Origin of the sequence: Aestuariirhabdus haliotis (genome assembly GCF_023509475.1) — a bacterium.
GTDB lineage: Bacteria > Pseudomonadota > Gammaproteobacteria > Pseudomonadales > Aestuariirhabdaceae > Aestuariirhabdus > Aestuariirhabdus haliotis.
This window is the reverse complement of the sequence record NZ_JAKSDZ010000040.1, coordinates 20,139-29,193: the sequence shown is the minus strand read 5'-3', so window position 1 is coordinate 29,193 and position 9,055 is coordinate 20,139. Positions and strand designations below refer to the sequence as shown.

The following is a 9,055-nucleotide window of genomic DNA, read 5'->3' as shown; positions in this document are numbered from 1 at the left end:
CAGTAAGGTCCAGACCTTTCAAAAAGGCGTAACAAAGAGTCTGGGTTCGCCTGAAAGCCCCGTAGGGCGGTCCTAAAATGGTTTCTCTCGGTGTTAAAGCCCTTGTTCAGGTCTCGACATGAACAAGGGCTTCGCCTTGATAAAAACCATTATAGGATCCGCAGAGATCTATCCGAATTAATCAGAGGTGCCTTAGGTGTTCAGGTGCTTGTGAGTACCATCGCAAAGAGGGGGGGAAGCGGTCTGTTTGCAACGACAAAATCGCACGTTGGTTGTTTGTGTTGCCAGAAATATCAGGGGTTTCAGGTTGCTATCCTGATGCGAACCATCGCAGAAGGGCTGAGTGATACTGAGGTCGCAGGTGCACCAGAAATAGCGCTTGCCTTCGATGACTTCCACCAGAACTGGTGCGCGCGAAATAGACCGTTGAGTATTCATATCGGTGGCTGCTCTCTTGCGGGGTGCCGAGACCTGGTATCGGGTGTTAACGCGACAACATAGTAAGGGCGGTATCCAGCATTCGGTTCGAATAACCCCATTCGTTATCGTACCAGGCCATGACCTTGACCTGCCGCCCGCAAACCCGGGTTTGGCCAGCATCAAAGCAGGCTGAATGAGGGTTATGGTTGAAATCGATCGATACCAGGGGGAGCTCGTTGTAATCCATAACCGCCGAATGAGTTGCGGCGTCACGCATCATGTTGTTGATCTCTTCTACAGAGGTATCCCGGGCGGCGATAAAGGACAGGTCGATGATCGATACATTCAGTGTTGGTACTCTCAAGGCCTGGCCATCAAGCAGTCCGCTCAGTTCGGGGAGCACTAATCCTACGGCCGCAGCAGCACCGGTTTTGGTAGGAATAATCGATTCAAACGCGGCTCGTGCCCGGTAAGGGTCTTTGTGATAGACATCCGAAACATGTTGATCGTTGGTCACCGCATGGATGGTGGTCATCAAGCCATTAACGACGCCGATGTTGTCGTTAAGCACCTTGATCACCGGTGCCAGACAGTTAGTGGTGCAGGAGGCATTGGAGACAATACGGTGCTCGTCTCGTAGCAGATGGTCGTTAACGCCATAAACGATGGTGGCATCGGCATCCTTTGCCGGTGCTGAAATCAACACTTTTCCGGCACCGGCTGCCAGATGGGTCGAAGCGGCTTTGTGGTTCTTGAACTGGCCGCTGCATTCCAGCACCAGATCAACGCCCAGGCGTCCCCATGGCAGATCGTCCGGGGAGGTTTCGGAAAACAGAGCAATACGATCGCCCATGACCGTCAGCGATTCCGCATCCTGCTCGACGGTGCCGTTCATGCGCCCATGAACCGAGTCGTACTGCAAAAGGTGGGCATTGATTTCCGGGCTTGCCAGATCGTTAATGGCCACCACTTGCAGTTGCTGACGGTAGCCGTTTTCGTAGAGCGTGCGAAGTACGTTACGGCCAATACGGCCAAAGCCATTTATTGCGATACGAATCGTCATAACCGTTGCCCTATTCAGGATGGAGGGTGGCATAGCTGGCGACTACCCGACTACTTGAGGTGATAGGTAACGTCGCACTGCCTTTCAAAAGATTAGACCCTTTCGGGGATGATATTCTCCCGATAATTAATGATATGGATCTGTTGTATCGGAAACGATCGATTGTTCGTATGACAGGGTCTCTTTTAACGTCAAAAGCCTCTCTTTTTTATCCCGTAGCATTACAGCGCTAATGGAACCGGATAGACTCAAAGTCTGTTGCTATGACTGCTGGTTAAATCAGTCCGTTGCCAACCGAACAGAGGCCCCGTCACGATGATAAAAATTCTTAGTTTCGCCGGCAGTGCCCGCAAGCACTCCTACAATAAATGCTTGGCCAATGCCGCCGCCGACCATGCTGAGGCCTCCGGTGCCTTGGTTACCCGAATTGATTTGGCGGATTTTCCGATGCCGATTTTTTGTCAAGATCTTGAGGCGGAGCAGGGTATGCCAGAGGCGGCACAGGCGTTTAAACAACTCTTGATAGAGCATGATGGCTTTCTGATTGCGTCCCCGGAATACAACAGTGCTTATAGCCCGTTGTTAAAAAATGCGATCGATTGGGCGACGCGACGCCAAGGTGATGAGCCCCCGTTGCTGGCTTTTCGTGGCAAGGTGGCGGCCCTGATGTCGACCTCTCCAGGTGCTTTGGGTGGTCTGAGAGGGTTGGTCAGTTTGCGTATGCTGCTGGGTAATATCGGTGTGCTGGTATTACCCGATCAGTTGGCTGTAGGTCAGGCCGAGCAGGCGTTTGATGCCGAGGGGCTGCTGATCAATGGAGCGAACAATAAAGCCCTGAACGACATTGTCAGCAGCCTGGTCACAACACTGGAACGATTACAGTGATCCAGACGGCCCATGTTGATAGGTGCCCATGCCGATAGTTGCCCTGGTCACCTGTTAAGGCGTGCTGAGTTCGCCGGGAAAAAAGAGTTCCAAGCTGTTGTGATAGGCCTGTTTGAGCAAGGTAGTAATATCCACTTCCAGTTCATCGGCAATACGCTGGGCGATAAAGGGCAGGTAGCAGGGGCTGTTGGGCCGGCCTCGATAAGGAACGGGTGCCAGGTAGGGGGAATCGGTTTCCAGGACAATCTTTTCTATGGGGGTGGATCGCACGACTTCACGCACGTTTTCCGCCTTGTTAAACGTCGCAATGCCGTTAAAACCCAGTTTGAAGCCTTCGCCAATACAGTATTGCGCCAGCTCCAGGCCAGAGGTGAAGCTGTGGATGACCCCTTTGCGGCTCAACGACTGCTCAAAGTTGGCCAGAATGGCCCAAGTGTCCTCGTCCGCTTCCCGGGTATGAATGACAACCGGTAACTGCTTGTCGACGGCGATCTGAAGCTGACGTTCGAATACATCCCGTTGAATTTTACGGTCGGCATGATCGTAATAGTAATCCAGGCCGATTTCACCGACCGCCAACATGCGTGGATCGTCCAGCTGCTCGATGATTTGCGCTTCGACGTCGGTGTTGAACTGTTCGGCATCGTGGGGATGAATACCCTGGGTGCCCCAGATTCGATCACTCATTCGGCTCAGGTCGAGGACCTTTTGCAGGTTATCGGCGGACACTGCGATGGTCACGATACGCTCGATACCGAGTTCCCGGGATTGCTCCAGCAGTTGCTCCAGCTGATCCTCTTCGAGGTAGTCGAGGTGGCAATGGGTTTCGATAATCGGATGATCAAAGCGGGGGATTTCAGGTTTTTTCTTGCTCATGGGGACTCCAGCCAGGGGCCGCTACTCTATCATATCGCCAGCGGCGTGGCCGAGACCTCGGCGATACATTCTTCGGCGGTCGCGTGCAGCCATTGACAAAATAGCTGTACCCGCTCGAGATCTCTTTTTTCCCTGGGCATCACCAGATAGTAGGAGTAATTGGAGGAGAGCGTTAGTTCGAACGGGCGCACCAGTCGGCCACTGGCCAGCTCGGTCTCCACCAGGGTGGCCCGGGACAGCGCAATGCCCTGACCGGCCAGTACGGCCTCGACTACCAGACTGGAATCGCCGAGCGTATAACCGGGTTGGCTCGGATGATACTCAACCCCAGCCTGTTGAAACCAGCGTTCCCAGTTAAGATCACCGGGACCCATATCGTGCAGTAAACGATGATTAAGCAGGTCGGCAGGCTGTTTCAGTTGCTGCTCTTTGATCAGGCTCGGTGCACAGACCGGAAACGCCTCATCCTCCATCAACAGTTCGCTGTGCAGTCCGGGGTAGTTGCCCCGACCGAAACGAATGGCCATATCAATGTCATTGTTATCGAATTCAGCCAACGATAGGGAGGCTGAGATTCGTACTTCCTGATCCGGGTGTAAACTTGAGAATCGCAGCAGGCGAGGGATTAGCCAGCGGTACGCCAGAGAGGGTAGCACCGAGATATTGAGTGGTCGCTGGCGTTGTTCCAAAGCGACCGCTTCCACTCCTTTTTGCAAGGACAGCATCGCGTCGCTGGCAAAGGGCAGTAGCCGTTGCCCCTCGTCAGTCAGTAACAAGCGTCGATTCAAGCGTCGAAACAGAGGGTAGCCCAGTTGTTCTTCGAGTTGTCGCACCTGCTGACTAACGGCGGCCTGGCTGACGAAGAGTTCCTTGGCGGCCTTGGTGAAACTCAGGTGGCGAGCGGCGGCTTCGAATATGCGAAAGCCGTTCAGTGAGGGTAAACGTTGATGCATGTAAGCCTCCATCATATAAGACTAATGTATTTTCGGGTAGGATGAATAGCGTCATTGGCTGGTCTTTGGTTTTTATTCTGAGTGTTTCAAATTATGCTTGTCGAGTTCATTTGTTTGAGGGCAGGAGGCATTGGTTCGTAACACTGGAGCGGGGCAGAAAATGGTTTGCCTGGCTGAACATAACAGGTGCTCTTGTAAAAAGAGGGTGGCAAAAAGCACTACTCTGGTGCTTACCCTGTGTTGGTGTTTGATTGGCCGGCATCTGTCATCAACATAACAATGAACTATGTTTAAAGAGTTGCTGTACTACTCTTGGGCAACATGAAACAGACATCAGAAAAGGATTTTATTGTGGCTCAGTCGTATCAGGGTTTTACCCGTCCATCTGTGTTTTATAGGGTGTTCGTAACCGGGGGACTATTACTGCTTGGGTTAGCCGGGTGCGATAAGCCTGCTACCTCGGTACCGGCACCCATACCGGAGGTTAAAGTATTAAAGGTTGAACCCAAAACGCTGGATGTCGTTATTACTCGTTTGGCGCAGTTGCAAAGCTCACGAGAAGTAGATGTGGTGGCTCGTGTATCGGGCTTTCTGGAAAGGATGGTGTATAAGGAAGGTGCCTTACTGCAAGAAGGTGATGTGATGTTTGAGATGGACAAGCGTCCATTTCAGGCTCAGGTCGACGCCGCAAAAGGGGAGTTGGAAGCGAGTAAGGCGAGACTCTGGACCGCCAATGCCAATCTTAAACGCATAAAACCTCTGACCGAAGCCGATGCTATGAGTCAGAGTGATCTGGATCAAGCCATAGGTGCACAACGAAGTGCAGAGGCCGCTGTCTTTTCCGCCAAAGCCAAACTATCCAATGCTGAGCTTGATCTGAGCTATACGACCCTTCATGCGCCGGTGACCGGATTGTCCGGTGCTTCTTTACAGCGAGAGGGTTCCTATCTGAACTCGATTGGTGAGTCGGCCTATCTTTCCTATGTCGCCCAAATTGACCCCATCTGGGTAAACTTTGCGGTCTCCCAGAATGAAATTGAATCTTTTCGCCAGGAACGACAACAGGGAAACCTGATTCCGCCTGAAAACAGCAAATACGAATTTGAAATTATCATGACGGACGGTTCCGTGTACCCCTTAAAAGGAGCACTCGATTTTGCTTCACCTTCATTTGATACCCGTACCGGAACCTTTCTAGTTCGGGCGGTGGTTCCGAATCCTGATTTCCTGTTACGGCCTGGCATGTTTGTTAGCACCAATATCCTGGGGGGCAAACGCCAAAACGCTATTGTGGTTCCGCAACAAGCGGTGCAACAGCAAGGCAATACCCAGATGGTGATGCTGGTCAATGAAGAGAGTAAGGTCGTCTTGCAACCAGTCACCGTTGGCGAATGGGAAAAAGACCAATGGCTGATCACCAGTGGTCTAAAGGGGGGCGATATGGTGATTGTCGAAGGCTTTATGAAAATACGCCCAGGTATGAACGTGAAAGCGTTGCATTACCTACCCAAAGCCAAAATGAAGTCAGATACCGAAGATGACAAGGCGGATAAACCAACCGAGACATCGGAAACAAAGAAAACAGAGCCCTCGATGGAAAAAAAATCGGCCGACACCCGCCATATAACGGATAACTCCTTGGCTGTTAGCCTGGTAGCGAACTGAGGAATTATCATGGGACCCAGTTTTTTTATTGATCGGCCAATTTTTTCGGCTGTTATCTCTATTATTATTGTGTTGGCCGGCGCCACGGCAATGAGCGTCACTCCAATCGCTCAATTTCCGGAAATTGCACCGCCCACGGTAACCGTTAGTGCTCGCTACCCTGGGGCAACGGCTGAGGTTGTAGCCAATACGGTAGCGGCACCCATCGAACAGCAGGTCAATGGTGTTGATGACATGATCTATATGTCATCAACCAGTTCCTCTTCGGGTGATATGACATTAACGGTTACCTTTGAGCCCGGTACCGATCCGGATATCGCCCAGGTCAACACCCAGAATCGGGTCAGCCAGGCGATGGCGCAATTGCCTAGCACAGTAAGCGCACAAGGGGTGACCACCCAGAAAGTATCCCAGTCATTTATGATGGTGGTAGGCTTTAGTACTCCCGGCGGAGAGATGTCGACGGTTGAGCTGAATAATTATGTCAACCTGCACGTGTGGGACGCTGTGAAGCGGGTGGAGGGGGCTAATTTGTCGACGGTGTTCCCAATACCTGATGTGGCAATGCGCATCTGGTTACGCCCAGACCTGCTGGCCCAGATGGGAATTACTGTCTCCGATGTGAGCCGTGCGATTGCTGGACAAAATCAGGCATTTGGCATTGGTCAGATTGGCCAGTCACCGGCACCAGATGGAACCCTGCAAAATTTCCCCATTACCAGTCAGGGTATGTTGGTTAAGCCGGAAGAGTTTGACCAGATCATATTACGTGCCGGTACCTCTGATGATGCTGCAATTGTACGGGTGTCTGATATTGGTCGCAGTGAGCTTGGTGGAAAAAACTACGCCGTTAACACCAAAACCAATGGCAAAACCTCCCCTGTCTTGGTTGTGTACCAGCAACCGGGATCCAATGCGATTCAAACCTCTAATCGCGTGAGGGCTTTACTTGAGGAGTTGCAGCCAAATTTCCCTTCCGGTCTGGAATATGAAATTGTTCTGGACACCAGCCAGTTTACCGAAGAGTCAATCGAAAAAGTGGTACACACGTTCTTCGAGGCAGTGGTTTTGGTGGTGCTGGTTGTCTTCATTTTTTTGCAAAGCTTGCGTTCCACATTAGTACCGATTATCGCTGTTCCGATTGCTATCGTTGGTGCCTATATTGGCATTTATGGACTGGGTTTCTCCACCAATATGCTCACCCTGTTCGGCATGATATTGGCCATAGGTTTGGTGGTGGACGATGCCATTATTGTGGTCGAAGCTGTCGAGCATAAGATGGAAACCAAAGGCATGACTGCTAAGGCTGCCGCTAAAGAGGCGATGTCCGAGTTGACCGGTGCCCTGGTGTCCATTGTGTTGGTGCTCTCCTCGGTGTTCTTACCGATAGCATTTCTGGGAGGGATGACGGGTACTCTGTATAAACAGTTCGCGGTTACTATCGCTATTGCCATGGTGATTTCGGGTATTGTGGCACTGACCTTGTCCCCCGCGCTGTCGGCGATTGTGCTCAAGCCCAGAACCTCCGAGAAGAAAGGTTTTTTCCTATGGTTTGATAATACTTTTGAAGCCATTACCAATGGTTATGTTGTCGGTGTGCGCTTTCTAATTAACCATAAATATATTGGGTTAGGGTTGTTTCTGGCCGTCGTGGTTGGTTTGGTTATGATGTTTCGTATTCTTCCGTCCAGTTTTGTGCCGGAGGAGGATCAGGGTTATGTATTCGGCATTAGCATGCTGCCCGATGCGGCCAGTTTGCAAAGAACCTCAGCGTTTGGGGATCAGGCCGTTAAGATCTTGCGCGAAGATCCCGCTGTATTGGCCGTCAGCCAGATGGATGGCTTTAGCATTGTGGATCAACAATATCGAACCAACAGTGGTTTGATGTTCGTGCCCCTTAAGCCGTTTGAAGAGCGGCATGAGCCCGGCATGAGCTCGTTTGACGTGATTGCAAAGTCACGCAAGAGTCTGGGTGTTCTGGATCAAGGTGTTTCACTTCTGGTCAGTCCGCCATCGATTCCAGGGTTGGGCTCAACCGGCGGCTTCCAGTTTTACATTCAGGATACGCAGGGTAAAGCGCCGCTGGAATTGCAGGCGGTTGTACAGAAATATTTAGCTGGATTGCGTAAACGACCGGAGCTCGCAGCCTTGAATAGTACTTTCTCGGCGGCAGAGCGTCAGCTCTATCTGGATGTCGATCGTAACCGGGCTGAGCTGTTACAGATTCCGGTACAGGACATTTACCAAACTCTGCAAGCTTATTTTGGTTCCTTGTATGTTTCGCAGTTTACGGACTTTGGCCGGATCTGGCAGGTTATTATTCAAGCCGAAGGGGAGTTTCGGGATGATCCTGTCGACTTTAATAAGATCTATATTAAATCCAAGCTCGGCGAACAGATTCCGCTGTCTGCCGTAGCGACTTATCGTTATGATTCCGGGCCGAATGTGATGCCCCGTTTTAATGGATTTCCTGCAGCTCAGGTTACTGGCACAGCAGCACCGGGTTACAGTAGCGGGGAGGCTATCGCGGCTATGGAGGCGGTCGCGGAGGATCTGCTGCCCGATGGATATGGTTTTGCCTGGTCAGGTCAGGCCTTCCAGGAGAAACAAGCCGGCGGAACCGCAACCATTGCCTTTGCATTCGGCTTGGTCATGGTGTTCCTGATTCTCGCGGCCCAATATGAGATGTGGACCTTACCGATCGGGGTTATGATGGCGGTGCCTTTTGCTATTCTGGGTGCCTTGTTGCTGACCTGGTTTCGGGGTCTTGAAAACGATGTTTACTTTCAGGTTGGCTTGGTAACCCTGGTGGGGTTATCGGCTAAAAATGCTATTTTGATCACCGAATTCGCGGTAGAGAATCACCGCAATGGTATGTCATTAGCCGACGCGGCTGCCGAAGCCGCTCGGGTGAGATTACGCCCTATCGTAATGACATCTTTGGCCTTTATTCTAGGTTGCGTCCCCATGGCGATTGCGGTCGGACCTGGTGCTAATAGCTTGCACGCTATTGGCTCTGGCGTTATCGGCGGTATGTTAGCCTCTACTCTGATCTCCTCTTTTTTCGTTCCCATGTTCTTTGTGATTGTGGAATCAGCCAGTGGCATCTTCAGCAAGAAGCCTAAGGCTAAGGATAGGGATGATTCTGTCTCAGAGCTTCCGGCCTCACCAGATGCAAAGGGGGAGAGCTGAT

The 9,055-nt window shown here is 51.5% G+C and carries 7 protein-coding genes; 3 read left to right on the top strand and 4 right to left on the bottom strand.

Features of this window, described 5'->3' with window-relative positions:
• Positions 1 to 192 precede the first annotated feature (192 nt).
• The gene (locus MIB40_RS16065) at positions 193 to 438 is read right to left on the bottom strand and encodes a CDGSH iron-sulfur domain-containing protein (protein WP_249696362.1); all 246 of its coding nucleotides are present in this window, start codon (positions 436 to 438) and stop codon (positions 193 to 195) included.
• A 46-nt stretch (positions 439 to 484) separates the two neighbouring features.
• Positions 485 to 1,483: a type I glyceraldehyde-3-phosphate dehydrogenase gene (gap, locus tag MIB40_RS16060; RefSeq protein WP_249696360.1), complete on the bottom strand. Its 999-nt coding sequence runs from the start codon at positions 1,481 to 1,483 to the stop codon at positions 485 to 487.
• Between the two features lie 315 nt (positions 1,484 to 1,798).
• On the opposite strand from gap, the gene MIB40_RS16055 reads away from it, so the two are divergent.
• Positions 1,799 to 2,368 (top strand): NADPH-dependent FMN reductase, encoded by a 570-nt coding sequence (locus MIB40_RS16055; protein ID WP_249696358.1) that lies wholly within the window; start codon positions 1,799 to 1,801, stop codon positions 2,366 to 2,368.
• A gap of 54 nt (positions 2,369 to 2,422) precedes the next feature.
• Here MIB40_RS16055 and MIB40_RS16050 read toward each other — a convergent pair whose 3' ends face one another.
• Both MIB40_RS16050 and gcvA read right to left on the bottom strand, forming a co-directional pair.
• Positions 2,423 to 3,244 carry a TatD family hydrolase gene (locus MIB40_RS16050; RefSeq protein ID WP_249696356.1) on the bottom strand — a complete coding sequence of 274 codons (822 nt, stop codon included), beginning with the start codon at positions 3,242 to 3,244 and terminating at the stop codon, positions 2,423 to 2,425.
• Positions 3,245 to 3,273: 29 nt separating this feature from the next.
• The gene (gene gcvA / locus MIB40_RS16045; protein ID WP_249696354.1) at positions 3,274 to 4,197 is read right to left on the bottom strand and encodes a transcriptional regulator GcvA; all 924 of its coding nucleotides are present in this window, start codon (positions 4,195 to 4,197) and stop codon (positions 3,274 to 3,276) included.
• A gap of 351 nt (positions 4,198 to 4,548) precedes the next feature.
• Between gcvA and MIB40_RS16040 the strand changes: the two genes are divergently transcribed.
• Together MIB40_RS16040 and MIB40_RS16035 are read left to right on the top strand one after the other, a co-directional pair.
• Entirely contained in the window at positions 4,549 to 5,862 is a 1,314-nt protein-coding gene (locus MIB40_RS16040) for an efflux RND transporter periplasmic adaptor subunit (RefSeq protein ID WP_249696352.1), read from the top strand.
• Between the two features lie 9 nt (positions 5,863 to 5,871).
• On the top strand, positions 5,872 to 9,054 hold the full coding sequence (locus MIB40_RS16035) for an efflux RND transporter permease subunit (RefSeq protein WP_249696350.1): 3,183 nt from the start codon (positions 5,872 to 5,874) through the stop codon (positions 9,052 to 9,054).
• The last annotated feature ends 1 nt before the right edge of the window (position 9,055 follow it).

Coding starts and splice junctions, on each gene's coding strand:
- MIB40_RS16065 (WP_249696362.1), bottom strand. CDS start 438: ATGAATACTCAACGGTCTATTTCGCGCGCACCAGTTCTGGTGGAAGTC.
- gap (WP_249696360.1), bottom strand. CDS start 1,483: ATGACGATTCGTATCGCAATAAATGGCTTTGGCCGTATTGGCCGTAAC.
- MIB40_RS16055 (WP_249696358.1), top strand. CDS start 1,799: ATGATAAAAATTCTTAGTTTCGCCGGCAGTGCCCGCAAGCACTCCTAC.
- MIB40_RS16050 (WP_249696356.1), bottom strand. CDS start 3,244: ATGAGCAAGAAAAAACCTGAAATCCCCCGCTTTGATCATCCGATTATC.
- gcvA (WP_249696354.1), bottom strand. CDS start 4,197: ATGCATCAACGTTTACCCTCACTGAACGGCTTTCGCATATTCGAAGCC.
- MIB40_RS16035 (WP_249696350.1), top strand. CDS start 5,872: ATGGGACCCAGTTTTTTTATTGATCGGCCAATTTTTTCGGCTGTTATC.